The sequence below is a fragment of the Acinetobacter sp. Ac8 genome, from assembly GCF_055392545.1.
This window is the reverse complement of sequence record NZ_AP043689.1, coordinates 3,435,426-3,462,244: the sequence shown is the minus strand read 5'-3', so window position 1 is coordinate 3,462,244 and position 26,819 is coordinate 3,435,426. Positions and strand designations below refer to the sequence as shown.

Annotated in this window: 22 protein-coding genes; 16 read left to right on the top strand and 6 right to left on the bottom strand. The window is 39.3% G+C overall.

Features of this window, described 5'->3' with window-relative positions:
• Positions 1-44: 44 nt before the first annotated feature.
• From ACZ5QH_RS16520 to gltA, 3 genes are all read right to left on the bottom strand, one after another.
• On the bottom strand, positions 45-1,847 hold the full coding sequence (locus tag ACZ5QH_RS16520) for an aminopeptidase P family protein (RefSeq protein WP_303576295.1): 1,803 nt from the start codon (positions 1,845-1,847) through the stop codon (positions 45-47).
• Entirely contained in the window at positions 1,844-3,406 is a 1,563-nt protein-coding gene (locus tag ACZ5QH_RS16515; RefSeq protein ID WP_303576294.1) for a peptide MFS transporter, read from the bottom strand. The genes ACZ5QH_RS16520 and ACZ5QH_RS16515 overlap by 4 nt, the downstream gene beginning before the upstream one ends.
• Before the next feature lie 276 nt (positions 3,407-3,682).
• On the bottom strand, positions 3,683-4,957 hold the full coding sequence (gltA, locus tag ACZ5QH_RS16510) for a citrate synthase (protein ID WP_004717293.1): 1,275 nt from the start codon (positions 4,955-4,957) through the stop codon (positions 3,683-3,685).
• Positions 4,958-6,027: 1,070 nt separating this feature from the next.
• On the opposite strand from gltA, the gene sdhC reads away from it, so the two are divergent.
• From sdhC to sucD, 9 genes are all read left to right on the top strand, one after another.
• Complete coding sequence (gene sdhC, locus ACZ5QH_RS16505) at positions 6,028-6,426, top strand: succinate dehydrogenase, cytochrome b556 subunit (RefSeq protein ID WP_126606943.1); 399 nt, start codon at positions 6,028-6,030, stop codon at positions 6,424-6,426.
• Complete coding sequence (gene sdhD / locus ACZ5QH_RS16500) at positions 6,426-6,791, top strand: succinate dehydrogenase, hydrophobic membrane anchor protein (RefSeq protein ID WP_004717289.1); 366 nt, start codon at positions 6,426-6,428, stop codon at positions 6,789-6,791. The genes sdhC and sdhD overlap by 1 nt, the downstream gene beginning before the upstream one ends.
• A gap of 12 nt (positions 6,792-6,803) precedes the next feature.
• Positions 6,804-8,702, top strand: a complete 1,899-nt coding sequence (locus ACZ5QH_RS16495) for an FAD-dependent oxidoreductase (RefSeq protein ID WP_004717286.1) — start codon at positions 6,804-6,806, stop codon at positions 8,700-8,702.
• Positions 8,703-8,716: 14 nt separating this feature from the next.
• Positions 8,717-9,427: a succinate dehydrogenase iron-sulfur subunit gene (locus ACZ5QH_RS16490; RefSeq protein ID WP_004717284.1), complete on the top strand. Its 711-nt coding sequence runs from the start codon at positions 8,717-8,719 to the stop codon at positions 9,425-9,427.
• Between the two features lie 611 nt (positions 9,428-10,038).
• On the top strand, positions 10,039-12,876 hold the full coding sequence (locus tag ACZ5QH_RS16485; RefSeq protein ID WP_004717282.1) for a 2-oxoglutarate dehydrogenase E1 component: 2,838 nt from the start codon (positions 10,039-10,041) through the stop codon (positions 12,874-12,876).
• A complete protein-coding gene (gene odhB / locus ACZ5QH_RS16480; protein ID WP_004717280.1) occupies positions 12,876-14,090 on the top strand; it encodes a 2-oxoglutarate dehydrogenase complex dihydrolipoyllysine-residue succinyltransferase in 1,215 nt (404 codons plus the stop codon). The genes ACZ5QH_RS16485 and odhB overlap by 1 nt, the downstream gene beginning before the upstream one ends.
• A 60-nt stretch (positions 14,091-14,150) precedes the next feature.
• Positions 14,151-15,584 (top strand): dihydrolipoyl dehydrogenase, encoded by a 1,434-nt coding sequence (gene lpdA / locus ACZ5QH_RS16475; protein WP_004717278.1) that lies wholly within the window; start codon positions 14,151-14,153, stop codon positions 15,582-15,584.
• A gap of 168 nt (positions 15,585-15,752) precedes the next feature.
• Positions 15,753-16,919, top strand: coding sequence for an ADP-forming succinate--CoA ligase subunit beta (sucC, locus tag ACZ5QH_RS16470; RefSeq protein WP_004717276.1), 1,167 nt, complete (start codon positions 15,753-15,755; stop codon positions 16,917-16,919).
• A 12-nt stretch (positions 16,920-16,931) separates the two neighbouring features.
• Positions 16,932-17,822 (top strand): succinate--CoA ligase subunit alpha, encoded by an 891-nt coding sequence (gene sucD / locus ACZ5QH_RS16465; protein WP_004717274.1) that lies wholly within the window; start codon positions 16,932-16,934, stop codon positions 17,820-17,822.
• Positions 17,823-17,976: 154 nt separating this feature from the next.
• Here the strand turns inward: sucD and ACZ5QH_RS16460 are convergent, their stop codons facing one another.
• Positions 17,977-18,738 carry a 3-oxoacyl-ACP reductase gene (locus ACZ5QH_RS16460; RefSeq protein ID WP_004717273.1) on the bottom strand — a complete coding sequence of 254 codons (762 nt, stop codon included), beginning with the start codon at positions 18,736-18,738 and terminating at the stop codon, positions 17,977-17,979.
• Positions 18,739-19,254: 516 nt separating this feature from the next.
• Here ACZ5QH_RS16460 and ACZ5QH_RS16455 point away from each other — a divergent pair.
• Both ACZ5QH_RS16455 and ACZ5QH_RS16450 read left to right on the top strand, forming a co-directional pair.
• Positions 19,255-19,734 carry a hypothetical protein gene (locus tag ACZ5QH_RS16455; RefSeq protein WP_303576291.1) on the top strand — a complete coding sequence of 160 codons (480 nt, stop codon included), beginning with the start codon at positions 19,255-19,257 and terminating at the stop codon, positions 19,732-19,734.
• A gap of 137 nt (positions 19,735-19,871) precedes the next feature.
• Positions 19,872-20,072, top strand: coding sequence for a hypothetical protein (locus ACZ5QH_RS16450; RefSeq protein ID WP_004823192.1), 201 nt, complete (start codon positions 19,872-19,874; stop codon positions 20,070-20,072).
• Between the two features lie 163 nt (positions 20,073-20,235).
• On the opposite strand, the gene rsmD is transcribed toward ACZ5QH_RS16450, so the two are convergent.
• Together rsmD and mrdA are read right to left on the bottom strand one after the other, a co-directional pair.
• Positions 20,236-20,784: a 16S rRNA (guanine(966)-N(2))-methyltransferase RsmD gene (rsmD, locus tag ACZ5QH_RS16445; RefSeq protein ID WP_244013553.1), complete on the bottom strand. Its 549-nt coding sequence runs from the start codon at positions 20,782-20,784 to the stop codon at positions 20,236-20,238.
• A gap of 4 nt (positions 20,785-20,788) precedes the next feature.
• A complete protein-coding gene (gene mrdA, locus ACZ5QH_RS16440) occupies positions 20,789-22,858 on the bottom strand; it encodes a penicillin-binding protein 2 (RefSeq protein ID WP_034612504.1) in 2,070 nt (689 codons plus the stop codon).
• A gap of 347 nt (positions 22,859-23,205) precedes the next feature.
• Here mrdA and ACZ5QH_RS16435 point away from each other — a divergent pair, with 347 nt between their 5' ends.
• The 5 genes from ACZ5QH_RS16435 to ACZ5QH_RS16415 all read left to right on the top strand — a co-directional run bounded on the left by ACZ5QH_RS16435 (position 23,206) and on the right by ACZ5QH_RS16415 (position 26,704).
• A complete protein-coding gene (locus ACZ5QH_RS16435; protein ID WP_004823189.1) occupies positions 23,206-23,745 on the top strand; it encodes a hypothetical protein in 540 nt (179 codons plus the stop codon).
• A 61-nt stretch (positions 23,746-23,806) separates the two neighbouring features.
• Positions 23,807-25,123, top strand: coding sequence for a DUF445 domain-containing protein (locus ACZ5QH_RS16430; RefSeq protein WP_004717262.1), 1,317 nt, complete (start codon positions 23,807-23,809; stop codon positions 25,121-25,123).
• An 83-nt stretch (positions 25,124-25,206) separates the two neighbouring features.
• Positions 25,207-25,860, top strand: coding sequence for an adenylate kinase (gene adk, locus ACZ5QH_RS16425; RefSeq protein WP_004717260.1), 654 nt, complete (start codon positions 25,207-25,209; stop codon positions 25,858-25,860).
• A gap of 89 nt (positions 25,861-25,949) precedes the next feature.
• Positions 25,950-26,165, top strand: a complete 216-nt coding sequence (locus ACZ5QH_RS16420; protein ID WP_303576290.1) for a hypothetical protein — start codon at positions 25,950-25,952, stop codon at positions 26,163-26,165.
• A gap of 188 nt (positions 26,166-26,353) precedes the next feature.
• Complete coding sequence (locus ACZ5QH_RS16415) at positions 26,354-26,704, top strand: SH3 domain-containing protein (RefSeq protein WP_262086606.1); 351 nt, start codon at positions 26,354-26,356, stop codon at positions 26,702-26,704.
• Positions 26,705-26,819: the final 115 nt, after the last annotated feature.

Sequence of the window (26,819 nt, the reverse complement as noted above, 5' to 3'; positions counted from 1 at the left end):
CTCAAAGTCAGGTGCTTTGAGCTTTTTAAATTTTACGGAAAATGTTAAATAGCTTGGGTGTTTTCATTTAGCCAGCTTAAAACATCACCTTCTAAGTGAGGTGCTAATCGCTCTCTGACTGTTTGATGGTACTGATTCAACCATGCTTTTTCATCATGACTGAGTAGGTCTAAAACGATACACGTCAGGTTAATCGGGCATAGTGTTAGTGTTTCGAATTCTAAAAATTGACCATAGGTCGTATCTTCAAAATGTTTAATTTTGTTGACGACAAGATTCTCAATTCGAATGCCGTACTTGCCTTGATGGTATAAGCCTGGTTCATTAGAGGTAATCATCCCTTCACGCATCTTGGTGGAGGGTGTGACTGGGGCATAATATGAAATCACTTGTGGGCCTTCATGAACATTCAATGCATAGCCTACACCGTGACCTGTACCATGACGATAATCCAAACCATATTTCCACAAGGTTTGACGTGTGATCGAATCTAAAAGAGGTGATGCAATACCTTCTGGGAAAACAGTTTGAGCAAGTGCAATATGACATTTTAATACAAGTGTGTAATCGCGCTTTTGTTCAACGCTTGCGGTGCCTATAGGAACAACACGGGTAATGTCTGTGGTTCCTTCATCATATTGTGCGCCTGAATCAATCAGCAGCAAACCATCACCACTAATCTCGCTAAAGCTTTCTTCTGTAGCGCGATAGTGGGGTAATGCACCGTTGGCATTAAAGCCTGCAATTGTCGAGAAGCTTAATCCAATAAAACCTGCTTGTTGTGCGCGAAAGCCTGAAATTTTTTCGTCGATGGTGAGTTCATTGATCGATTCTTTATCAGCCAATGCGTTATCTAGCCAATGAAAGAAATGACATAGGGCAACACCATCTTTGGTCATTGCACTGCGTATATGGGTAATTTCAATAGGCTGTTTTTGCGATTTAAATAAGGTGCTTGGATTAATGTCTTGGACTAAATGACTTTGCTGCTCAATGGCCTGTGCATATGAAATTGAGACTTTAGCAGGATCAATTAAAATATTTTGTTGTTTAAGTTCGAGCAAAAACTCGATGCTTGCGTTATAAGCTAAGATTTCAATGTTATCCAAAGCAAATCTTTGCTGCATTTCAGTTGAAAGTTTTGCATCATCAATAAAAAGCACAGTTCGAGAATGGTCAATATATAAGTGTGCTAAGAACACGGGATTATATTCAACATCACGCCCCCTACAATTCAAAATCCAAGCAATATCATCGAGTGCAGAAATAAAATGCCCTGTTGCTTTTTTCTGAATAAGTTTGTGACGGATCGCAGTTATTTTTTCTAAGCGTGTTTGCGCATTTAAAGCATCTGCCATTTGCCAAATGGGTTGTAAGGGCAGTGCTGGGCGTTCAGTCCAAATTTCATCAATTAAATCTAAGTCTGTTTGGATTTCAAATTGCTGGGATTGAGCAACTTGACTTAGCGCATCAAACTGTAAGGCGGAAATGGTGTGTCCATTGACTGAAATTTTTGCATCTTTGGCTAAATGTTGTGAAAGCCAAGCCAAATGTGTTGATGATTCATCAGGTGTCTGCTTTTGTAAAACGTAACCTGTATTTTCCAGTTGCTGTTCAGCTTGTACCCAATATCGACCATCTACCCATAAACCTGCGAAGTCTTGAGTAACTACAATTGTGCCGACTGAACCTGTAAAGCCTGTTAGCCATTGACGTATTTTCCAATAATCAGGTAGATATTCTGACATATGTGGATCTGCACTCATGGCGATAAAAGCATCCTGCTGATATTTCTTCATAATTGTACGAAGGTTTTCTAATTTGTTGGCAGGTGACAAACTGTTCATACTTTTTCCAATTGCATATCAATAGATTTTTGAGAGGGGGTCGATGTTTGATTGAGTAATTTACGAATCGGTTTTCTCATTAACCATAGAACGAGTGCGCCAAGAAGTAAAGCGATGACACATCGCACAAATAGCAAGGGTAATTGGTCAACTTCATGGATAGAAACATGACCACCGATTAAACCTGCCATCAAGTTTCCTAAAGCAGATGCTGTAAACCAAAGCCCCATCACTTGTCCACGAATGATGGTTGGAGCAAGTTTCGTCATCGTTGAAAGACCAACAGGGCTTAAGCATAATTCACCTAGTGTTAAAAGCAGGAGGCTTGATGCGATCCACAATGCAGAAACAGTTCCACCATTTTGGGTGATCAAGTAACTGGCAATGCTCATCACGAGGAAACCACCCGCAGCGAGGAGTAAAGCAATAATGAATTTGGTGATATAGCTAGGGTCACGATTTTGTTTGCCTAATTTAACCCAAAGCCATGCGATGATCGGTGCGAAAATAATAATGAAAAGCGGGTTAATCGATTGAAACCAAACTGCGGGTATTTCAAAGCCAAAGAATTGGCGATCTGTAAAGTCTTGGGCGAAAAGATTGAAAGATGTTGGTTTTTGTTCAAATGCCGACCAAAAAAGTGCAGCGGTGATGAGTAAAATAAAACAGATAATGATTTGTTTTTTCTCAGTATTATTCAAACCAGCAAAGAGTAATAGATAGCTGAAATATAAGGCAATACAAATACAGATTGTGATCGTGAAATATGTGGCGATCTGAATTGGATTGATGTTAATTATGCCAAGAGAAACTAGACCGATAATCAAGCCAACAACGGCAATAAAACCTATGATCATTTGGGGTGCTTTAGGATTGTAATGTACAGGACGAGCCCAGTTATTTTCATTGCCTTGCACATGATTAAATTGTTTTAATTGAGGCACAGTTATTAACTTAAAAATCAGTAAGGCGATTAACATTCCAACGCCACCGATTCCCCAGTGCCAACCATGTTCTTTAACCAATAAACCAGTCAATAGTGGGGCAATCAACGAACCTAGATTAATTCCCATATAAAAAATGGAAAATCCTGCATCACGCCGTGAATCTTGAGCCTGATATAAAGTGCCAACAATGACGGAAATACAGGTTTTAAATAAACCAGAACCGATCACAATCAATACTAAACCAAAATAAAAAAAGAAATGTCCAAATAAAGCTGCCAATGCAATGGATAAATGTCCGAGTGCGATGATCAGTGAACCGTACCACACAGCGCGCTCCTGACCGAGATAATTGTCAGCAACCCATCCACCCAATACGGTCATTAAATACATACTGCCTGCAAATAAGCCGACAATTGCTGATGCTGTTGGGCGATCTAAACCGAGACCGCCATCAGCAACTAAAGCCGCCATATAGAGGATTAATAAAGGGCGAATACCATAATAGGAAAAACGTTCCCAAAGCTCGGTAAAAAATAAACCTTTTAATGGTTTAGGGTGACCAAAAAAAGCTTGATCTGGGTCGTGCACTTGTTTGGATAAATGTTGAGGCATCTTCAAGTCCTTTGAAAATGTATTAATAAAAAATTTTTAAACAATATATAAAATAAAGTTATTTGTTGGGTGTTTTTTAAAGTAGTGATTTGTAAGTTTTATAGTAAAAATATAAATTTCAGTTTTCTATGCTTATTATTGGTATTGTTATGTTTTGATTTTAAATGAATTTTAAAATAAATAGATTATACCAATTGGTATGAAAATTGGTATGAATATGTAATAAAAAAACCACCCCAAAGGGTGGTCTCTTGTTCGATCTGAACGCGTAACGAATTAACGTTTGATATCGCGTTGAGTTTCGCCAGTATAAAGCTGACGAGGACGACCGATTTTGTACGGGCCGCTGTGCATTTCTAACCAGTGGCTGATCCAACCAACTGTACGTGCAAGCGCAAAGATTACCGTAAACATTTCTGTTGGGATACCAATCGCTTTAAGGATGATACCTGAATAGAAGTCTACGTTCGGGTAAAGTTTACGTTCGATGAAGTACGGATCGCTTAATGCAATACGTTCAAGTTCCATTGCAAGCGCAAGTTGTGGATCATTGATACCAAGTGCACTTAACACTTCGTCACAAGTCTCTTTCATTACTTTTGCACGTGGATCGAAGTTTTTATAAACTCGGTGACCGAAGCCCATAAGTTTAACTTCTTTAGTTTTTACTTTTTCCATGAACGGTGCAACATTTTCTACTGAGCCGATTTCATCGAGCATCTTAAGAACAGCTTCGTTTGCACCACCATGCGCAGGTCCCCAAAGTGCAGCAATACCCGCAGCGATACATGCATATGGGTTAGCACCTGTAGAACCAGCTAAACGTACTGTAGACGTTGATGCATTTTGTTCATGGTCAGCATGAAGCGTAAAGATACGATCCATTGCTTTAGCAAGAATAGGGTTAACTTTGTAATCACGATCTGCTGGAGTAGCAAACATCATGTACAAGAAGTTTTCAGCATAGCTTAAATCGTTACGTGGATATACGAACGGTTGACCGATTGTATATTTGTAAGTCCAAGCAGCTAAAGTAGGAATTTTAGCAACTAAACGAACTGCAGTGATTTCACGGTGATCTACGTTTTCAACGTCAAAACCGTTGTGATAGAACGCAGATAACGCACCCACTACACCACACATAACCGCCATAGGATGAGCATCACGACGGAAACCATTGAAGAAACGGCTAACTTGATCGTGAACCATTGTGTGGTTGCGGACTTTGTTTTCGAAGTCTGTTTTTTGTTCAGCAGTTGGAAGCTCACCGCTTAACAATAAATAGCAAGTTTCTAAGTAAGAAGCTTGAGTTGCAAGTTGAGCAATCGGATAACCACGGTGTAAAAGAACGCCTTTATCACCATCAATGAAAGTGATTTTAGACTCGCAAGAAGCTGTCGCCATAAAACCAGGATCAAAAGTAAAGTGACCTGAAGCCAACACATCCTTAACGTCGATTACATCTGGGCCCAATGTGCCGCTGTAAATTGGTAATTCAATTTTTTTGCCATCAAGCTCTAGAACGGCTTTCTTGCCAGTTGCTGCAGACATTCAATAGATCTCCTGTCCTGGTGGATATTTTATCTAACTTGCTGAGTCATCTTGTAATGTACAAGTCAGACGGATCAAAAATTGCTATTTAGCTTAGTGAGTACTGAAATTTTGTCAATTATACTTATGGATGAAAAAACAATGTTTTCATCAGTAGTTAGTCTAACTTTAACCAGTAAGATTGATCATTAAATTTCAGAGTCGGTCAGTATAATAAGGTAAATTCTAAAGAAGGTGCAGAAAAATAATTGTGATTGCTAGACAGGAAATGGCATTTTTGACCAATATTTTGTGGCTTTTGTAAGTTGCGAAATGCATTGTTGCTGTTTTAAAACCATCTGAATTTCACGACTTACATAGCTTTTGCCATTATTTTTGTGTAAAAAACACCCAAATGAGTTGATGAAATATTTATTTTCATTTTAATGCTTAATTGATTAAAAAATAGTTTTTATTGAAGCTTTTAAAGGATAAAAAATAATCGAATCAGTATGAAAATAGGCATTTAGTTGCCTTAGGAATAATCAAATACCATAAAATCTTGCAGCTAAATTATGAATTATTCACAAACTAAGTCTTTCTTTCTTATTATAAAGCTTTCAGTCAAATCACTGAATTAAATGGCACCCATTTAAAATAGGAATAAAGGACTATTTTAAAATAACATGTTGGGTATCTACTAAAGCTTAACCAGCTGATGAAAAATAAAACAGGAGGGAGAAATCAACCACAGGACGATTTTGTCCGTAATGTTGTGCTTTAGTCTAAATTTATAAAAATAATATAAGTCGTAATTATGTGTAAAAGTAATATGTTTAAATGTCATAAAAAATAACGAGATAGCCTTGAAAAACAGAGGTGGGGGATCTGCTTTATTTTTCAAATGGGTGTAAATGATTCTTATTTGAGTGATTTTTAAAGAAAAAGCCAATTTCGATGGTTTGTATTTTGACAGTGCACGTTTTATAATTCAGTGTCGTTTAAAGTTCAGGCAATTAAATTTGTCTGACAATGCTAGCTTTCCTTCGAATTAATTCCAACAAACTCCGGATGGAGTTTTTACTTACAGGATGCCCGCTGTGAAAAGCAACAGACCTGTCAATTTGTCCATGGGTCAAGTTTTAGATGTAAACTTAAAATCCCCTGTGGCTATTGCATCAATTCTACACCGTCTATCAGGTGTCATCGTATTTTTACTCGTACCGGTACTTTTGTGGCTTTTAGACAAGTCTTTGTCTTCGCCTGAAGGCTTTGCTCAAGTTCAAGCAATCTTTGGTGGCTTCATTGTACGTTTTATCGTATGGGTATTTGTCGCTGGTTTATTATTCCATTTCATTATGGGTATTAAGCACTTACTTGCTGACCTAGGCTTTGCTGAAGAGTTGCAAAGCGGTCGCGTAGCAGCAACTATTGCATTAATCTTGGCTGCGATATCAGTTATCGCTTCATTTGTATGGATCGTTCTCTAATGAAAAGTGCTACAGGTTTAACGGGTTCAGGTTCTCGTGATTGGTATATCCAACGCGTAAGTGCTGTAGTTCTAGCTGTTTATACTGTTGTGGTATTAGGTTGGATTCTGTGCAATGGCGGATTTAACTATGAGCAATGGTTTGGCTTTATGATGACACTTCCGATGAAGATTTTATCTTTATTGGCAGTCTTATCTCTTGTTGCGCATGCTTGGATTGGTATGTGGCAAGTATTCACTGACTATGTGACTACTCGTCAGATGGGTCCTTCAGCTTCAGGTTTACGCATCGTGTTAACTTCAGCAGTGATTATTGCTGTTATTGCATATGCGATCTGGGCAATCCAGATTTTTTGGGCGAATTGATAGGAAAATGTCATGGGCGCTTTAACCCCTAAAGAAGATTATTCAAATATTCCAAGCCAGTTCTTCGATGCAGTCATCGTTGGTGGTGGTGGTTCAGGTATGCGTGCTTCATATCAACTTGCTCAAGCAGGTTTGAAAGTTGCAGTGCTAACTAAAGTATTCCCAACACGTTCTCACACTGTTGCGGCTCAAGGTGGTATTGGTGCATCGCTTGGTAACATGCAAGACGATAACTGGCACTATCATTTCTATGACACGGTAAAAGGTTCTGACTGGTTAGGTGACCAAGATGCAATCGAATTTATGTGTCGTGAGGCGCCTAAAGTTGTTTATGAGCTTGAACACTTAGGTATGCCATTTGACCGTAATGCTGACGGTACAATTTATCAACGTCCATTTGGTGGTCACTCTGCGAACTATGGTGAAAAACCAGTTCCGCGTGCTTGTGCTGCTGCCGACCGTACAGGTCATGCGCTTCTTCATACGCTTTATCAAAGTAACGTGAAAATGGGTACTCAATTCTTCGTTGAATGGATTGCATTAGACTTAATCCGTAACGAAGCAGGTGATGTACTCGGTGTAACAGCAATTGACCAAGAAACAGGCAAAATTGCTGTATTCCAAGCCAAAGCAACATTGTTTGCTACAGGTGGTGCTGGTCGTGTTTACCGTGCATCTACCAATGCTTATATCAATACTGGTGATGGTCTTGGTATGGCTGCTCGTGCGGGTATTCCATTACAAGATATGGAATTCTGGCAATTCCACCCAACAGGTGTTGCTGGTGCAGGCGTATTATTAACGGAAGGTTGTCGTGGTGAAGGTGCAATCCTTCGTAACAAAGATGGCGAACCGTTCATGGAACGTTATGCTCCAACTTTGAAAGATTTGGCTCCGCGTGACTTCGTATCACGTTCTATGGACCAAGAGATCAAAGAAGGCCGTGGTTGTGGTCCTAAAGGTGATTATATCCTACTTGATATGACTCACTTGGGTGCAGATACCATCATGAAGCGTTTACCATCTGTATTTGAGATTGGTAAGAAATTCGCAAACGTGGATATCACCAAAGAACCAATTCCAGTTGTACCAACAATCCATTATCAAATGGGTGGTATTCCGACCAATATTCATGGTCAAGTGGTTATTCCTGAAACAGCGAAAAATGCAGCAGATTTCTATGCAGGTTTTGATAAGGCTGCAAATGAATACACAACCAACGGTACAATGAATTATACAGTGCCTGTAAAAGGCTTCTATGCAATTGGTGAGTGTTCTTGCGTGTCTGTACATGGTGCAAACCGTTTAGGTACCAACTCATTACTTGACTTGGTTGTATTTGGTAAAGCTGCTGGTGAACACATCATCGATTACGTGACTAAACATCACGGTGATGAATACCAACCACTTCCAAATGATGTACTTGTGAACACGTTGAAACGTATCAATCATTTAGATGATTCTACTTCTGGTGAAAATGCACAAGAAGTTGCGGATGCGATTCGTGATATCGTTCAAGACCACGCGGGTGTATTCCGTACTCAAGCCTTGCTTGATGAGGGTGTTAAGCAGATTCTTGCGATTGAACCACGTGTACGTAACATTCATTTAAAAGACAAATCTAAAGTATTTAATACTGCACGTATTGAAGCTTTGGAAGTTGAAAACTTATACGAAGTAGCGAAAGCAACATTGATTTCTGCTGCTGCACGTAAAGAATGTCGTGGTGCACATACTGTTGTAGATTATGAATTGCCTGCTGATGATGAGCACTATTCATATGGTCGTCGTGACGATGAGTGGATGAAACATACTTTATGGTATTCAGCGGATAACCATCTTGAATACAAGCCAGTACGTTACAGCCCATTGTCTGTAGACCCAATTGAACCTAAACCACGTACATTCTAATCGGGAGAAATAAGATGAGTAGAGGTACCCGTACATTCGAAATCTACCGCTATGATCCTGATAAGGATAAAGCACCGTATATGCAGACTTTTAAACTAGAGTTGACGGATAAGCATCGTATGTTGCTTGACGCGCTTTTAGCATTAAAAGTTCAAGACGAATCATTAACATTCCGTCGTTCTTGCCGTGAAGGTATTTGCGGTTCAGATGGTGTGAATATTAATGGTAAAAATGGTCTTGCGTGTTTATGGAACTTGAACGATTTGCCTGAAAAAATCGTCATTCGTCCATTACCTGGTCTGCCAGTGGTTAAAGATTTAGTTGTGGACATGAATCAGTTCTACGATCAGTATGACAAAATTCATCCATTCTTAATCAATAATCAACCTGCACCACCAAAAGAGCGTTTACAATCTCCAGAAGAGCGTGAGCACTTAAATGGTTTGTATGAATGTATTCTTTGTGCATGTTGTTCAACATCATGCCCATCATTCTGGTGGAACCCGGATAAATTCTTGGGTCCTTCAGCATTGTTGAATGCATACCGTTTCATTATTGATTCTCGTGATACTGCGACACAAGATCGTTTATCACGTCTTGATGACCCATTCTCATTATTCCGTTGTAAAGGGATTATGAACTGTGTGTCTGTATGTCCGAAAGGCTTGAATCCAACAAAAGCGATCGGTCATATCCGTAGCATGTTGCTCGATCAAGCGGGTTAATACGATGTGAAAAAAGGGCGTACATCTTGGGATGTACGCTCTTTTTTTATTGGATTTTTAATGAGATGGTTGTTTTTTGTTCGAGTGAATGGGATCTAAGCTTTAAGCATTGAAAAAGTATCAACAGACCCGATATAAATGGATGGATAATAATAGATTATTTCTTGTATGTATTTCGCTAATTTATAGGTGGTATGTGTCAAAAAAATCAATTGAAGTGACAGATCATGTTACGATTTAACAAACCACTATATGTGAAAAACACACCATGTTTTTGGTACATTTTTTCTACATAAGTGTGATCCAGATCAGTTTATAAATAATTTTATAAGCAAAGATTAGAACCGCTTTAGAAAAAGCAAAAAAGCCTTTGTTTTTTCTAAGTCGATTTGCAAAAAATTGCTCAGCTTCGGTTGAGTATATAAGTGAGTGATGATGCCATTGAGGGCGTTATGATTCATTGTATGCATTAGTAAAAGCTAATGTTTATAACGCCCCTTGGTCATGAGTATCTGATGGGTGAATGTCAATTTACCGATTTGGCATTATCAATCATGGGAGTGCTTAAAAAGCACCCTCTAATGTTTTTGCAATAGGAAATGGGTCCACAAATGCAAGAAGTTGCTGACGCATTGCGTCTTGATACTGAACTTTCCGCTGATAGTGCAGCGTATATTGAAGAGCTTTACGAACAGTACCTTTCTTCTCCAACCTCAGTAGGTGAGGATTGGCGTCAATATTTCGATAAATTCCCTAAAGGTGACCAACCACACGGAAACATTCGTGAGCAATTCTTATTATTAGGTCGTAATTCAAGTCGTGTTCAGCCTGTTGTGCAAAGTGAAGTAAGTACTGAGCATGAACGTCGTCAAATCGGTGTTTTGCAACTGATTGCAGCATACCGTAACCGTGGTCATCAAAAAGCGAAGCTTGATCCACTAGGTTTGGCTAAACGTGAAGATGTGCCAGATTTAGATCTTGCTGCACATGGTTTAACCAAGTCTGACCTAGATACAGTTTTCAATGCTGGAAATTTGGCGATTGGTAAAACTGAAGCAACTTTAGGTGAGATGGTTAGCGCAATGGAGGCAACATACTGTGCTTCTATTGGTGCTGAATATATGCACATTGTTGACACCAAAGAAAAACGCTGGATTCAACAACGTCTTGAAGGTGCACGCGGTCAGTTCGGTTTCTCGGCAGATCAAAAGAAACACGTACTTGAACGTTTAACTGCTGCTGAAGGCTTAGAAAAATTCCTCGGTAATAAGTATGTTGGTGCGAAGCGTTTTGGTGTAGAGGGTGGTGAATCTTTCATTCCAATGGTAAACGAACTTATTCAACGTGCAGGTTCTGTAGGTTGTAAAGAAGTCGTAATTGGGATGCCACACCGTGGTCGTTTAAACTTACTTGTGAACATCATGGGTAAAAACCCAGCTGATTTGTTTGGTGAGTTTGAAGGTAAAACTTTAGCTAAAAAAGGTTCAGGTGACGTTAAGTATCACCAAGGTTTCTCATCAAATGTGATGACACCTGGTGGTGAAGTTCACTTGGCTTTGGCATTTAACCCATCGCATTTAGAAATTGTTGGTCCTGTGGTTGAAGGTTCAGTTCGTGCACGCCAAGTACGTCGTAAAGACATTGGTGGTGATGACGTATTGCCTGTAATCGTACATGGTGATGCTGCATTTGCTGGTCAAGGTGTCAACCAAGAAACCTTCCAAATGTCACAAACGCGTGGTTATACAGTAGGTGGTACGGTTCATATCGTAGTCAACAACCAAGTTGGTTTTACTACATCTGATCCACGTGATGCACGTTCTACAGAATACTGTACTGACATTGCAAAAATGATTCAGGCGCCAATTTTCCATGTCAATGGTGATGACCCAGAATCTGTATTGTTTGTTGCGCAATTGGCACATGATTTCCGTCATACATTCCGTAAAGATGTTGTGATTGACATGTTCTGTTATCGTCGTCGTGGTCATAACGAAGCAGATGAGCCAGCAGCAACACAACCAATGATGTATCAAGTGATCAATAAAAAAGCGACTACACGTACGCTTTATGCGGATCAATTGGTACAAGAAAAAGTATTAGATCGTTCTGATGCAGATGCTTTAGTTGAAAAATATCGTGAAGATCTTGAAGCAGGTAACCATGTTGCCAATGCTTTAGTGCTTGAACCAAATGATAAAATGTTTGTGGACTGGAAACCGTATCTAGGCCATGAATATACAGATGTTTGGGATACGACTTTCCCAATCGAACGCTTAAAAGAAATTGGTACAAAAATGCGCGAATTACCGGAAGGTTTCGTGATGCAACGCCAAGTATCTAAAGTGATCGATGAACGTTTGAAAATGCAAACTGGTGAAATGCCATTAAACTGGGGTGCAGCAGAAACTTTAGCTTATGCTTCTATCCTTGATGATGGTTTCTTGGTGCGTTTGACTGGTGAAGATGTTGGTCGTGGTACATTCTCACACCGTCATGCCAAGCTACATAACCAAGTTGATGGTTCGGTTTATATTCCACTGTGTCATATCAAAGAAAACCAGCCACGTACTGCAATTTATGACTCATTATTGTCAGAAATGGCTGTGCTTGCATTTGAATATGGTTATGCAACAACATTGCCAAAAAGCTTGGTAATCTGGGAAGCTCAGTTCGGTGACTTTGCAAACTGTGCCCAAGTGGTTATTGATCAGTTCATCTCATCTGGTGAAACCAAATGGGAACGTGTGTGTGGTTTAACATTACTTCTTCCACATGGTTATGAAGGTCAAGGTCCAGAGCATTCATCTGCACGTCTTGAGCGTTTCTTACAGTTATGTGCTGAAGAAAACATGCAAGTGATTACACCAACGACACCTGCACAGATTTTCCATGCAATGCGTCGTCAGGCAATTCGCCCGATTCGTAAGCCAATGATCGTGACTTCACCGAAGTCATTACTTCGTCATAAACTTGCAACTTCAACTTTGGAAGAGCTTGCAACTGGTACATTCCAGACTGTGATTGATGAAGTGGATCAAATCAACAAACAAGATGTAACACGTGTTGTACTTTGTGGTGGTAAAGTTTATTACGACTTACTTGAAAAACGTCGTGAAGAAAACTTGAACATTGCGGTGGTACGTGTTGAACAATTGTACCCATACCCAGAAAAACGTCTTGCTGAAGTGCTTGCGACATATCCAAACATAAAAGAACTTGTTTGGTGTCAAGAAGAACCGAAGAACCAAGGCGCATGGTTATTCATTGCTCCTCGTTTATACGAAGGTGTAATGAAGTCTGCTCTACAAGTTCAAATTAGCTATGCAGGACGTGAAGCTTCAGCTGCACCTGCATGTGGCTCACCATATTTGCATGCAAAACAACAAGCTCAGCTCGTGAATGACGCACTTGCGATCGTAGCTGAACAATCAGGAGAATCTAAATAATGGCAACCGAAATTAAAGCACCGGTGTTCCCAGAGTCAGTTGCTGACGGAACAATTGCAACTTGGCACAAACAACCAGGTGAAGCGGTATCACGTGATGAAGTCATCTGTGATATTGAAACGGATAAAGTTGTTTTAGAAGTTGTTGCTCCTGCTGATGGTACTATCTCTGCAATCATCAAAAATGAAGGCGACACAGTTCTTTCTTCTGAAGTTATTGCGACATTTGAAGAAGGTGCTGTTTCTGGCGCTACTCAAACTCAAGCAGTTCAATCTGAAGAGAAAGTAGAACAAGCTGCGGCACAAACTCAAGCGGGTAATGCACCTGTTGTTGAGCGTGCTCAAGTACAAGATCAAGCACCTGCAGTGCGTAAAGCTTTAACTGAAACAGGTATTGCTGCTGCGGATGTAGATGGTACTGGTCGTGGTGGTCGTATCACCAAAGAAGATGTTGCAAATCATCAAACTAAACCAGCTGCTGCAGCTGTAACACCATTAAGCGTTGCAGTGGGTGAGCGTATCGAGAAACGTGTTCCAATGACACGTTTACGTAAGCGTGTTGCTGAACGTCTTCTTGCTGCTACACAACAAACTGCGATGTTGACTACGTTTAACGAAGTTAACATGAAACCTGTGATGGAAATGCGTAAGCAATATAAAGATGCTTTCGAAAAACGTCATGGTGCACGTTTAGGCTTTATGTCATTCTTCGTTAAAGCTGTAACTGAAGCACTTAAACGCTATCCTGCGGTAAATGCTTCAATCGACGGTGATGATATTGTTTATCATGGTTACTATGATATCGGTGTTGCGGTTTCTTCCGATCGTGGTTTAGTGGTCCCAGTATTACGTAATACTGACCGTATGAACTATGCTGAAGTTGAATCAGGTATTGGTGCGTATGCTGCAAAAGCACGTGAAGGTAAATTAGCAATTGAAGATATGACTGGTGGTACTTTCACAATTACCAACGGTGGTACTTTCGGTTCATTACTTTCAACACCTATTTTGAACCAACCACAAACTGCTATTTTAGGTATGCACAAAATCCAAGAGCGTCCTATGGCTGTAAATGGTCAAGTTGAAATTCTTCCAATGATGTACTTAGCGCTTTCTTATGACCATCGTATGATTGATGGTAAAGAAGCTGTAGGCTTCTTGGTAACTGTTAAAGAGTTACTTGAAGAGCCAGCTAAACTAATCCTTGACCTTTAATTCTTTAGAATAACAACACGAGTTTAGAGTGATCCTTTAAACTCGTTTTTGGAGATAAGCATGTCTCAGTTTGATTTAGTGGTAATCGGCGGTGGACCAGGTGGTTATGAAGCGGCAATCCGTGCTGCTCAACTTGGTTTCAAAGTTGCGTGTATCGAAAAACGTGTACACAAAGGTAAGCCATCTTTAGGTGGTACTTGCTTAAACGTAGGTTGTATTCCTTCTAAAGCACTTCTAGATTCTTCACATCACTATGAAGACACTCTTCATGGCTTAGATGTTCACGGTATTACAGTTGAAAATGTCCAGCTTGATCTTCAAAAGCTTCTTGCTCGTAAAGACAAAGTTGTAGATAACTTAACTGGCGGTGTTGCTCAATTGCTGAAAGGCAATGGTATCGAGTGGTTACAAGGTACGGGTAAATTACTTGCTGGTAAAAAAGTTGAATTCACACCATTAGAAGGTGGTGATGTTCAAGTTTTAGAACCTAAATTCGTAATTCTTGCAACTGGTTCTGTACCTGTAAATATTCCTGTAGCAAAAGTTGATGAAGACCTTATCGTTGATTCAACAGGTGCGTTAGAATTCCAAGAAGTGCCTAAACGTTTAGGTGTAATTGGTGCAGGCGTAATCGGACTAGAACTTGGTTCAGTATGGCGTCGTCTTGGCTCTGAAGTTGTAGTGTTTGAAGCATTAGATGCATTCTTACCAATGGCGGATAAAGCGTTGGCAAAAGATTATCAAAAACTTTTAACAAAACAAGGTTTAGATATTCGTATTGGCGCTAAAGTTTCAGGTACTGAAGTGAATGGTCGTGAAGTGACTGTTCAATATAACCAAGCAGGCGAAGATAAAACTCAAACTTTTGATAAATTAATCGTTTGTGTTGGTCGTAAAGCCTATGCAGAAGGTTTATTGGCTGAAGATTCAGGCATTAAATTAACTGAACGTGGTTTGGTTGAAGTGAACGATTGGTGTGCAACGTCTGTAGACGGTGTATATGCAATTGGTGACTTGGTACGTGGTCCAATGCTTGCGCATAAAGCAATGGAAGAAGGTGTAATGGCAGTTGAGCGTATGCATGGTCATGCTGCTCAAGTGAATTATGACACCATTATTTCAGTGATTTATACACACCCTGAAGCTGCGTGGGTAGGTTTGACTGAAGAGCAAGCTAAAGAGAAAGGCCATGACGTTAAAACTGGTCAATTCCCATTTGCTGTGAATGGTCGTGCTTTAGCTGCCAATGAATCTGCTGGATTTGTGAAGTTTGTTGCAGATGCAAAAACGGATCGCTTATTGGGTATGCATATCATTGGTCCTGGTGCTTCTGACATTGTTCACCAAGGTATGATTGCACTTGAATTTGTATCTTCTGTTGAAGATTTACAATTGATGACTTTTGGTCACCCAACTTATTCTGAAGTCGTTCATGAAGCAGCGCTTGCTGTTGATGGGCGTGCGATTCACGCGATTCAGCGTAAACGTAAATAACACAAAAAAGAGCGGTTTCGACCGCTCTTTTTACTTTTGATGGTTGTTTTTAATTGAATAATCATCTAAAAATAAAAGAACAAACTTTAATAAATGCCGATAGTTATTGCGATGGAAGTCTAATTATTGGTGTGTCATAACAATGTGAAAAGTAGTAAAAGGTAAAACATGAATCTACATGAGTATCAAGCGAAAACGCTGTTAAAAAAATATGGTATGCCAGTTCAAGAAGGCATTTTAATCACTACGCCCGAAGAAGCATCTGCTGCCTTTGAGCAAATTAGTGGCAAATTCGCTGTGATGAAGGCCCAAGTCCATGCAGGTGGTCGTGGTAAAGCGGGTGGCGTAAAAGTTGTTAAGTCAAAAGAAGAAGCAGCTGAATATGCAAAAAGCCTGTTAGGTACTCGTTTAGTCACGTATCAGACAGATGCCAATGGTCAGCCGGTAAATAGTATCCTTGTTTGTGAAGATGTTTATCCTGTAGAACGTGAATTGTATTTAGGTGCAGTGGTTGACCGTTCTAGTCGTCGTGTGACATTCATGGCGTCTACAGAGGGTGGCGTAGAAATTGAAAAAGTTGCTGAAGAAACACCTGAAAAAATTATTAAAGTTGAAGTAGATCCACTGGTTGGTTTATTGCCATTCCAAGCGCGTGATGTTGGTTTCCAATTGGGTTTAAAAGATAAGCAAATCAGCCAATTTGTAACCATCATGACAGGTGCGTACAAAGCATTTGTTGAAAATGACTTTGCACTATTTGAAATTAACCCACTTTCAGTTCGTGAAAATGGCGAAATCTTATGTGTAGATGCCAAAGTCGGTATCGACTCAAATGCACTTTATCGTTTGCCTGAAATTGCTGCGATGCGTGATAAATCTCAAGAAAATGAGCGTGAGTTAAAAGCATCTGAATTTGACCTTAACTATGTTGCTTTAGAAGGCAATATCGGTTGTATGGTGAATGGTGCTGGTCTTGCGATGGCAACAATGGACATCATCAAATTGTATGGTGGTCAGCCAGCAAACTTCCTTGATGTTGGTGGCGGTGCGACTAAAGATCGCGTCATTGAAGCATTTAAAATTATTCTTTCAGATTCATCTGTACAAGGTGTATTGATCAATATTTTTGGTGGTATCGTACGTTGTGACATGATTGCTGAAGCGATTATTGCAGCGGTTCAAGAAGTAAATGTAACCGTACCTGTGGTTGTTCGTTTAGAAGGGAACAATGCAGAATTAGGTGCTAAATTACTTGATGAATCAGGTCTAAAATTAATTTCTGCGAACGGCTTAGCTGATGCCGCAGAAAAAGTTGTTGCTGCTGTGAAAGCGTAAGGAGTATCAATCATGAGCGTATTAGTTAATAAAGACACAAAAGTATTGGTACAAGGCTTTACAGGTAAAAATGGTACATTCCATTCTGAGCAATCAATTGCATACGGTACAAAAGTAGTTGGTGGCGTAACACCGGGTAAAGGTGGTCAAACTCATATTGGTCTACCTGTTTTCAATACAATGCGTGAAGCAGTAAAAGAAACGGGTGCAAATGCAACATCAATTTATGTACCTGCTCCATTTGTACTGGATTCAATTGTTGAAGCAGTAGATTCTGGTATTGAGTTAATCGTGGTGATCACCGAAGGTGTTCCAACCTTAGACATGTTAAAAGCGAAACGTTACCTTGAAACTTATGGTAATAATGCACGTTTAATCGGTCCAAACTGTCCAGGTATTATCACACCAGGCGAATGTAAAATTGGGATTATGCCAGGGCATATTCATCAACCAGGTAAAATCGGGATCATTTCTCGTTCTGGTACATTGACTTATGAAGCAGTTGCTCAAACGACTAAGCTTGGTTTAGGTCAGTCTACTTGTATTGGTATCGGTGGTGATCCGATTCCAGGTATGAACCAAATTGACTGCTTGAAACTTTTCCAAGAAGATCCACAAACAGAAGCAATCATCATGATTGGTGAAATTGGTGGTAGTGCGGAAGAAGAAGCTGCTGAGTATATTCAATCTAATGTGACTAAACCTGTTGTTGGTTATATTGCGGGTGTAACAGCGCCTAAAGGTAAGCGTATGGGTCACGCAGGAGCGATTATCTCTGGTGGTAAAGGTACTGCTGAAGAGAAGTTTGCTGCATTTGAAAAAGCGGGTATGGCATATACGCGTAGCCCAGCTGAACTTGGTTCAACTATGTTTGATGTCTTAAAAAAGAAAGGCTTAGTTTAATTTAAAGTTTAAATTTTTAAGCTAAAAAATGGGAGCCAATCGGCTCCCATTTTTATTGGTTGTAGAGTATTGGTTGTCGCTTCTTGATGGTTAGCGTTTAATCTTGTGAGCAAGATAGAAAAAAGGGAATTTATATGAGCGTGGTGATCTGTGATTAGCCTTTGACTAAACCACCATCCACAATCAAATTTTGTCCTGTTACAGCGCGAGACCACGGTGATAAAAACATCAGTACGGCATCTGCAAACTGCTCAGGTGTGGTGACTTCTTGTAAGGGCGTAGAAGCAGCGATCAAATCAAACACTTGATCAGGTGTTGCACTGCTGGCATCAGTCTTGCGTAATAGACCACCTGAAAGCATATTTACATTAATGCCATATTGACCTAAATCGTGTGACGTTGTGCGGGTAAAGGCCAAAAGTGCTGCTTTAGCCGCAGTATAATCATGATAGGGAACCACAGGATTCTGCACAAGATTGGTTCCAATATTGATGATTCGACCAAAATGATCTTTTTTCATATCTTCTAGTGCAGCTTGGGTGGTGTTTAAAGCGGCTTTTACTGCACTGTCCAATTGCTGTTGCATACTGTGCCAGCTCAACGTTTCAACTTTTGGACGTAGATCACCATCAAATTTAAATGCCAATAGCGCATTATTAATCACTGAGGTGATTGCATGTCCATAATGCAGTTTTGCTTTTTTAAACATCGTGTTGACTTGATCTGCATCAGTTACATCTGCTTTGTAAATAAAAACCTGTTCGGCATGTTCCTTGGCAAGTTGTTGAGCGGATTCTTCACTATTGAAATAATTCACCACAACTCTTGCGCCTTCACGAATCAAAGCATGGGTAATTGCAAGTCCTAAACCACGTGCGCCACCAGTCACTAAAATAATTTGATCTCGTATTTCCATGTTCAAATCAACTCATTTGATATCAATTTAATTTTAGCACTTTTATTGATCAGACTCTTCGATTGAGAGATGAGTTACAAAGTTTATCAATTGCACTGAATCAAGATGAAAAATATAAAAAATATCTAGAGGAATTTAAGCATCTTAGTGCATTAATTACATATGAATATTCAAATAATTAAACTTTTTAAATCCTATCGATGAAATGATGGCTCAGAATGATAGTGGATTGGTTTAACATATTGATCATATTATCTATAATTAAAATGATACGCATTTGATATTGGATGTGCTTTATCCATTCTGATCTATATGTAGGCTACAATTAGGCTGATCATTTAAATTACTTATAAACAAATAGAGGAGACAACCATCTTGTTTTATGATTGGTATAACTCCGCTAAAAATGATGAATTGATTAGACCAAACATGCGACCTATTTACCTGCTCAATTTAATGGTCATGTATATATTTTTTATAAACTCAAATGTTTATGCTTTTGATGATCTGGCACTTATGCCAGAAGATGCACAAAATCAAGTTGTGGAATATCAAGATGAATTATTGGGACAACCAGATCAATTGCAAGATGAGCAATTATTTAAAATTGAAAATCAAGAAAATAGCCTAAGTGATACTGAAATAATCACTGCGCGAAATGATATTTTTTTTGAACAAGATCAATTGCAAAAAAAGTTAGCAGAACAGCATGAGCATGAATTGGCAGATTATTCAATTTTAACCAATAAATTTTATGAAAATGAGCGTATTCGTGTGTTTAATTATACTGCTTATAATGTACAACAATTAAAGACCTCATTGCTCAATCCTTCAAATGATAATCCTGCGTCAAGTGAGCTTTATCTTTCTTTTGGTTATGGTATTGAATTTAAGATCAATGCTTTAAACAAAGTGGGTTATGAATACATCTCTAGTTTTCCTTATGATCGTGGTCAATTATTGCGTCTGTTTTGGATTAGAACACTGACCTATTAACTATAAATATCTTATCGATCATTTTTATTACCATGAAGAAATCATGTTGGAAATACTACAACTTGAAACATAAGCTTGTTTAGCACTACACATTAAAAGACTAACTTAAACAAAATGAGATGAAGAGGTGAGTCATCATGTTAAACAAAGTTATTGTGTTGGGTGTAGTTGCTATTTCATTAACTGGCTGTATTGTTGCACCATTTGATGATGGTCATCGCGGTGGTCATGGTCGTTATGATCAGCGACATGATTCGGATCATCGCTGGGATCAGCGTCGTGATGGTCGTTATGACCGAGATCGCAATGATCGTGACTGGAATTGGAAAGGGCGTTAATTCTTTATCTTCAATATAAAAATGGGCAATCTATGCCCATTTTTTTTAATTAATTTTTATTTTTGTAGGGTGGCACTGTTGCACTTTACATTGAAAGTTTAAATATATTTGTGTAGGCAATACTATCCTTTTTTGTAGGGGGATGCCACAGGAGAGCAATACCCTAGATTATTTTTTTAAATAAACCTGCTTGTACTACACCAGCTTTGGTTTGTTTCTGTAATTGCCATGTTGAGGGTAAATTCAGTTGATTTAAGCCACGATCTGCTTCTACATAAATCAATGCTTGATCAGATAAGTATTGATCCGCTTTTTGAGCCAATTCATCCCATAAATTTAAACTATAGGGTGGATCTAAAAACATTAAATCAAACTGTTCATTTAAATTAGATAAGGCTTGTTGTGCTGTTTGAATTTTCAGCTGACAGTTGTCAGCTTTAAGCAACTGAATATTGTCTTTTAAAAATTTAGCTTGCGTGGCATTGGGTTCAATCATGATGACATGACGTGCACCACGTGAAAGTGCTTCAAATCCTAAAGCACCTGAACCAGCACAAAGATCTAAGACTTTGGCATTTTGAATATCCCACATCAGCCAGTTAAACAATGTTTCACGAACTCGATCAGGGGTAGGACGTAAACCATCGATATCAGCAAAAGGAAGAACTCGACGTTTCCATTCTCCACCAATAATACGTAATTGGTTTTTCACTTTATTATTCACTGATATCAGCCTCAGGTACAGGTGGAGGAGTGGGTTGAGCTGTAGTCGTATTATGACCTTGAGCTGGTATACGGTTTTGGCTAGCCGTATTGGATTGTGTATTAGGCTTCGGTTTAGGCAAGGCATTTGGATCTGCTGCAAGTGAAACATCACCACTTGGCAGTTCACCCGGTTTGATGCCTGCTGTCATTAAGCCACCACTGACTTGATGGTTAAGCGGTACAATTGGATTCTTTTTGCGAGTCAGCAACCAGTAATCAAACACAGGACGAGCAATCTTGGCGGCAGAACCACCATGCTTACCATTTTCCCAAATCACAGCAATGGCAATTTCAGGGTTTTCAGCAGGTGCAAAGCCAACAAATAAACCGTGGTCTAACTGGCGTGCTGAAAGTGCAGCTTCATTATAGCGTTTGCCTTGGGCAATACTCTTGACCTGTGCTGTACCGGTTTTACCTGCGATTTGGTACATTGGTGTACGGATACCACGACCTGTACCTGTTTGAATAACATCAACCATTGCATCACGCATTTTAATCCAGTCTTCATCTGTACCACTGAAGTTGATTTTTCCTGTCGGGGCATTGAGTACTTCATGCTTTTTCGCCCCTTTGGATTCACGTAATACATGCGGTGTGACATGTGCACCGTGGTTGGCGGTAATTGCTGTTGCCATTGCAAGTTGTAATGGAGTCGCGGTAAACGCACCCTGACCAATACTGACAGAAATGGTTTCACCTTTAAGCCATTTGCTTTTTCGGGTACGCATTTTCCATTCAGGACTTGGATATAGACCTGTACTTTCGCTTGGTAAATCTACTCCGGTTTTTTCACCGAAACCAAATTGGCGCATCCATTCATTCATGCGATCTATACCCATCTGGTAAGACAAGATATAGAAGTAAGTATCACAAGAAACCACAATGGATTTATGTAAGTTGACTGAGCCATGTCCAGTCTTTTTCCAGTCACGGAATTTATGTGAATCACCGGGTAAATGGAAATAGCCAGGATCGGAAATTGCAGTTCCCCAATCCACCGTTTTAAAGTGAATACCGCCTAAGCCTTCCATCGGCTTAATGGTAGAGCCGGGAGGGTAAGTTCCTTGGACCGCACGGTTATAGAGCGGTTGATCTAGGTTGTCACGCAAGGCTGTATAGTCTGCGTGACCAATACCTGTTACAAATAAGTTTGGGTTAAAACTTGGGCTTGACACCAGTGCTAATATTTCACCAGTACGTGGGTCAATTGCGACGATTGCACCACGACGATCTTTAAGCTGTTCTGCTGCAATGGTTTGCAGACCATAATCGAGCGAAAGATATAAGTCATTGCCTCGAGTCGACTCTTTACGGCCTAAATGACGTAAGACATTACCATGTGCATCGGCTTCAATCGATTCATAACCAGGAACACCATGCAGTAAATCTTCATAGGATTTTTCTACACCAATTTTCCCGATCAGGTTCGTTCCAGCATAACTATCTTTATCAATTGCTTTGAGTTCTTTATCGTTAATACGACCCACATAGCCAATAACATGGGCAAATAGCTCACCATGTGGATAATAGCGGGTCATTTGTGTTTCGATATCAACACCCGGGAATTGAAACTTGACTTCACTAAAGCGCGCAATATCTTGTTCTGTTAGGTTTAGCTTTAAGGTGACTCGTTCTGTTTTTTTAGAGGCTTTAATCCGACTGTTAAAACGGTCAATATCTTCTTGATTGAGATTTAAAATTGGAATTAAACGCTTAACCGTATCATCTATATCTTCGACATCGGCTTTGCTGAGGGTTGCAGTAAAAACAGGGTAGTTATCTGCCAGTAAAATCCCATTACGATCATAAATATAGCCACGTGCTGGTGCGATAGGCTGGAGTCGAATACGGTTTTTATCTGATGCTTCACTAAATTCTTGGTGATGGAAAATTTGCAGATAAGCATAACGTGCAACCAGAAGGCACATAAAAAATGAAACAATACCAATCGCAAAAAAGACACGACTACGAAAGATGCGTTTTTCTTGTTGGACATTTTTTAGAGGAAACTGCTGCTTCATACGTCGTCGGCTTTAGTACTTAAAGATGGGTGAATTTAGGGGTCAAACATTTTACCCCAGATTGAGTCTTAAAAATTAAAAAACACAAATAACTCATCAAAATATATTTTAACTCAGTCTCTGCAACAAATTTGTTATGCCTTATACAGGTCCATTGACATTTCACCTGAAAAATACGCATCGTTGTAAACATAGAGGAATTGTCAACAGAGCCTATATGGATTTGACCTTAGCGACATTAAATTTATAGCGTTTTGTATATGAGTGCCAAAATAATTCTGTTAAAGTCGAGCCTTAAGGATAAATAGATTCGACCTAAGTTAAGATTAGGGATAATGGAGAAAATAATGAAAAAAATCTTTCCCTTATTAATGTTAGTAGCTGTCGGAAATTTCGCGCATGCTGATGTTAAAGATTATTTGCCAGATATGAAGGGAATTTTACCAGAGGCAAAGTTTAAGCCTGAAGATGCTTCTAAATGGAATATCGGTGCGGGTGTAACGCAACAGATGGTCCATGCGAATGGTGAATGGGTAAATCCTTATGGAATTGCGTATACTAAATTAGGTGTTTTTTATAATGGCGACCATGAATTTGCTGGTCAAGTCGGCTATAGAATTCCTGTAGTATTAAATGGTAAAGATAAAAATGGATTCTATCTTGGGGTCTATGGCGGAACACTTAAAAGTAAAAAAGTGGACGGAAGTGATGAAGTCCAATATGGTGGTGGTGCCGATTTATCTTATGTTTTATTGAATAAAGAGCGTATAAGTACATTTAGTGTGGGGATGGGTGCAGGTAGTGAACTTCATAATAAAAATGGAGATATGGTCCTGGAAACTCGTCCACAAATACAATTTGCTTATACCTTAAGTGTCGGGTTCTAAAGTTTTTATGATTTTATCCATATCCTTCGACCGCAAATAGAAATAAATACGAGAGTCATGCATGTTGGAATACGTTAATGGTTTGTGGCACGCTTTTACAGCTCGACCTGATCATCTTGCCATTTTAAGTATCATCCCAGTGACAGCCTTTGTAACGTGGGCACACGTTTGGATGGCACTGAAAATGGTATTTTATCCAATCACGTTTTGGGGATTCCATATTGGTCCCTTACCTGTGGGTTGGCAAGGGATTGTGCCACGCAAAGCTGGGCGAATTTCAGGCATCATCACAGACAATACATTATCCAAACTGGGTTCTTTGCGTGAATTTTTAGATGCAATGGACCCTGAAGATATGGCTCGGATTATCGGTGAACAAGTTGGTTTTGAGCTTGAGCATTTGATTGATGAGGTGATGTTAGATCGTAATGCTGTTTTGTGGGAAAACTTACCTTATTCGATTAAACGACGAATTTATGGTCAAGCGCATAAACAATTGCCGGGTGTCTTAAGAGAACTCGTGACCGAACTGACCATGAACGTCGAGTCACTGGTCAACATGCGGGATATGGTCGTGACTCAAATGGAAGGCGATCGCCGTTTGATGGTCCGTATGTTTTTAAAAGTTGGGCAAAAAGAAATTAACTTTATTTGGCATATTAGTGCTGTAATCGGGAGTTTCTTTGGTATTTTCCAAATGTTTGTTTATGTCTTTGTACCACAACATTGGACGGTACCTTTCTTTGCAGCAGTTTGGGGCTTTTTAACCAACTGGATTGCAATCTGGATGGTTTTCAACCCAGTAGAGCCACATTACGTACGCTATCCCCAATTTTTTGAACGGACAAAAGATCGAAAATTTCCATGGATTAAACCTGTTATTCCAAGAATTGGCACTTATAATGTTCAGGGTGCGTTTATGAAACGCCAAGAAGAAGTGTCAGATGTTTTTGCAAGTGTCGTGACTGAAGATTTGATTACGTTAAAATCAATCATGACTGAAATGATGTATGGTCCTAAGAAAGAAAAAACCCGTCGTATTGTAAAGCGTCATATTAACGAAATTATGGAAACTCCATTGGTTCGGACCTCTTTACAATTGTCTTTAGGACTAAAAGAGTATGCAAAACTCAAGACAGACTTGATTGATCGGTCAATTGAAATTACGATGGTGCCTGTTTGCGACCCTGCGTTTAATGCGAGCCGTGCACAGAAAATTTTTCAGATGTTTAAAGAGCGGATTAGAGAGTTAACCCCAAAAGAGTTTCAAAACCTGTTACGTCCTGCATTTCAGGAAGACGAATGGATTTTGATTGTACTCGGTGGTGTGACTGGATTTTTTGCTGGTCTAATACATTTATTTGTGGCTTTCTTATAAATTTGATGCCATTACGATGATAAGTTTTAATTTGTCATGGCAAACGGTATCATACATATTGTTTTAAATGAGGATGTTTTTTTATGCGCATTATATTACTCGGACCACCTGGAGCAGGTAAAGGTACACAAGCTCAGTTGATCTGTAAGCGCTACAATGTCCCACAAATTTCAACCGGTGATATGCTCCGTGCTGCAATTCGTGAAGGTACTGAATTAGGTCTTAAAGCTAAAAGTGTAATGGAATCAGGTGGTTTAGTATCTGATGAGCTTATTATCGGTTTAGTGAAAGAACGTATTGCACAACCTGATTGTGTAAATGGTTGTATTTTCGATGGTTTCCCACGTACGATTCCTCAAGCTGAGGCTTTAGAGAACGAAGGGATTAGCATTGACCATGTGATCGAAATTGAAGTACCAGACGAAGAAATCGTAAAACGTCTTTCTGGTCGTCGTCAGCATCCAGCATCTGGTCGTGTTTATCACACCATTTATAACCCACCGAAAGTGGAAGGTAAAGATGATGAAACTGGCGAAGATCTTGTGCAACGTCCAGATGACGAAGAAGCAACGATTCGTAAGCGTTTAGGCTCTTATCATAATGAAACTGAACAGCTTGTTGGTTTCTATCAAGGACGTGCAGCTTCTGGGGAGAATGCACCGACTTATAATAAATTGAACGGTTTACGTCCAATAGAAGATGTCCAAAAAGATTTATTTGCGATTTTAGATAAATAAGACCGCATTCAAAGCATTTTTTTAAGCTTTGACAATAACAGAGACCTGATTCATATTAGGTCTCTTTTTTTGCAAGAGTGGCGTAGAGAGTGAAGTTTGTATTAATTGCCTTGGTCATTTTGAGTATATTGCTTCTTTTAGGCTTATTGTATATGAGCTTTAAATTGCTACGCAAAGCACAAAGAGAAGAGCTTCAACAACGCCGTGAAATGAAAAAATCAGGCAATTACCAAGTGCATCCACAGGTGGCTGAAGAGTGGAAACGGCTTGAAAAGTTAAAGAAAGATTTGGAAAATAAAAAGTAAAATAATTAGGGAGATTCATGCAGAGGATAAATTAATCCTTATCTATCATCGCGCTTCATTCTTCCAAATTGATGAATTTAACTGATGAATTTGTATAATTGAGATGTGTAAACAATTAATTCTAAGTGTTTTGATTATCCATCTACATGCTAAATTCACAGCATTCATATTATAAGAAGACTGTCCAAATGAAATTGATTGCCATAGCAGCACATCGTAGCGAATATTTAGAGCCTATTCATTTTTCAAAGGGGACTTTGCTGAACATAGGCGAAAAGTATCAAGGCTCGGAGAATTGGGACAATTGGTATTTCTGCACAGTCGACAATGGATTAGAGGGGTGGGTTCCTACTCAAATCATTGAATGGATCAATAAGCATCAAGGCTATGCAATCGCAGATTACACCGCGAAAGAACTCAATGTAGATCATGGCGATCTATTGCTTGGAGAAGAACAACTAAATGGCTGGATTTGGTGTAGCAGATTATCTGATGATCAGTCTGGTTGGGTGCCCTTAGAGGTGTTAAGTCAGATTTGATTGAGAACTATTTTAAGATGCTAGCTGTTTCTTCAGAAAATAACTTCCTTAGAAAAATGACAAAGCATGATCTTAATTAAACGATGATTATGCTTTGCTAAAATCTCTTGTTTAT

Excerpts from the sequence above, each read along its gene's own strand:
- ACZ5QH_RS16520 (WP_303576295.1), bottom strand. The coding sequence starts at position 1,847 with ATGAACAGTTTGTCACCTGCCAACAAATTAGAAAACCTTCGTACAATT.
- ACZ5QH_RS16450 (WP_004823192.1), top strand. The coding sequence starts at position 19,872 with ATGTTAAACAAAGTTATTGTGTTGGGTGTAGTTGCTATTTCATTAACT.
- ACZ5QH_RS16460 (WP_004717273.1), bottom strand. The coding sequence starts at position 18,738 with ATGGAAATACGAGATCAAATTATTTTAGTGACTGGTGGCGCACGTGGT.
- sucD (WP_004717274.1), top strand. The coding sequence starts at position 16,932 with ATGAGCGTATTAGTTAATAAAGACACAAAAGTATTGGTACAAGGCTTT.
- lpdA (WP_004717278.1), top strand. The coding sequence starts at position 14,151 with ATGTCTCAGTTTGATTTAGTGGTAATCGGCGGTGGACCAGGTGGTTAT.
- ACZ5QH_RS16415 (WP_262086606.1), top strand. The coding sequence starts at position 26,354 with ATGAAATTGATTGCCATAGCAGCACATCGTAGCGAATATTTAGAGCCT.
- sucC (WP_004717276.1), top strand. The coding sequence starts at position 15,753 with ATGAATCTACATGAGTATCAAGCGAAAACGCTGTTAAAAAAATATGGT.
- sdhC (WP_126606943.1), top strand. The coding sequence starts at position 6,028 with ATGCCCGCTGTGAAAAGCAACAGACCTGTCAATTTGTCCATGGGTCAA.
- ACZ5QH_RS16490 (WP_004717284.1), top strand. The coding sequence starts at position 8,717 with ATGAGTAGAGGTACCCGTACATTCGAAATCTACCGCTATGATCCTGAT.
- adk (WP_004717260.1), top strand. The coding sequence starts at position 25,207 with ATGCGCATTATATTACTCGGACCACCTGGAGCAGGTAAAGGTACACAA.
- ACZ5QH_RS16435 (WP_004823189.1), top strand. The coding sequence starts at position 23,206 with ATGAAAAAAATCTTTCCCTTATTAATGTTAGTAGCTGTCGGAAATTTC.
- sdhD (WP_004717289.1), top strand. The coding sequence starts at position 6,426 with ATGAAAAGTGCTACAGGTTTAACGGGTTCAGGTTCTCGTGATTGGTAT.
- odhB (WP_004717280.1), top strand. The coding sequence starts at position 12,876 with ATGGCAACCGAAATTAAAGCACCGGTGTTCCCAGAGTCAGTTGCTGAC.
- ACZ5QH_RS16495 (WP_004717286.1), top strand. The coding sequence starts at position 6,804 with ATGGGCGCTTTAACCCCTAAAGAAGATTATTCAAATATTCCAAGCCAG.
- ACZ5QH_RS16515 (WP_303576294.1), bottom strand. The coding sequence starts at position 3,406 with ATGCCTCAACATTTATCCAAACAAGTGCACGACCCAGATCAAGCTTTT.
- ACZ5QH_RS16455 (WP_303576291.1), top strand. The coding sequence starts at position 19,255 with ATGCCAGAAGATGCACAAAATCAAGTTGTGGAATATCAAGATGAATTA.
- ACZ5QH_RS16485 (WP_004717282.1), top strand. The coding sequence starts at position 10,039 with ATGCAAGAAGTTGCTGACGCATTGCGTCTTGATACTGAACTTTCCGCT.
- mrdA (WP_034612504.1), bottom strand. The coding sequence starts at position 22,858 with ATGAAGCAGCAGTTTCCTCTAAAAAATGTCCAACAAGAAAAACGCATC.
- ACZ5QH_RS16430 (WP_004717262.1), top strand. The coding sequence starts at position 23,807 with ATGTTGGAATACGTTAATGGTTTGTGGCACGCTTTTACAGCTCGACCT.
- gltA (WP_004717293.1), bottom strand. The coding sequence starts at position 4,957 with ATGTCTGCAGCAACTGGCAAGAAAGCCGTTCTAGAGCTTGATGGCAAA.